Annotated in this window: 1 pseudogene; it reads right to left on the reverse strand. The window is 52.6% G+C overall.

Annotated elements, in window-relative coordinates:
- Positions 1–222 precede the first annotated feature (222 nt).
- Positions 223–445: pseudogene (locus tag LT948_RS33070) on the reverse strand (shufflon system plasmid conjugative transfer pilus tip adhesin PilV); the annotation flags it as partial.

Raw genomic sequence — 445 nt, forward strand, 5'->3', positions numbered from 1 at the left:
CCGGATTGGCAAAGAGGACCTCTAACTACAGCACAACAAGTTAGCCGACTGCCCTCCGCCCTCGGTGGTTATGTAGATTCCCGCGGCTGTTTCACCTTGCTCGCAATAAACAGGGTTGTTGTTTAGTTCGTAAATCCGCCTGCAACTTGCGTAGCCGCCGTATCCACCTACGAGGGATTGTGTTCCGTTGCCGCCGCGCCACACCCCGAATTGGCAAAATGGTTAGAATTGACAGCAAAAAATTGTCGAGTAGTCGTTACTGCCAATGATAATCCCAGAGGAGCTACTGGACCGCCATCCCTGCCCGTAAGTATCCCACCCGATCTTTGTATAGCCCGCGGGGCAGGCATACGTTGTTACGTCGTTGGCCGAATATCCAGGTATCGTATATGCCTTGCAGGTAGGTGCGCCTCCTCCATTCATTTTCCACATACCGGATTGGCAA

Source organism: Pseudomonas sp. CP-1 (genome assembly GCF_021213715.1).
Classification (GTDB): Bacteria; Pseudomonadota; Gammaproteobacteria; order Pseudomonadales; family Pseudomonadaceae; genus Pseudomonas; species Pseudomonas aeruginosa.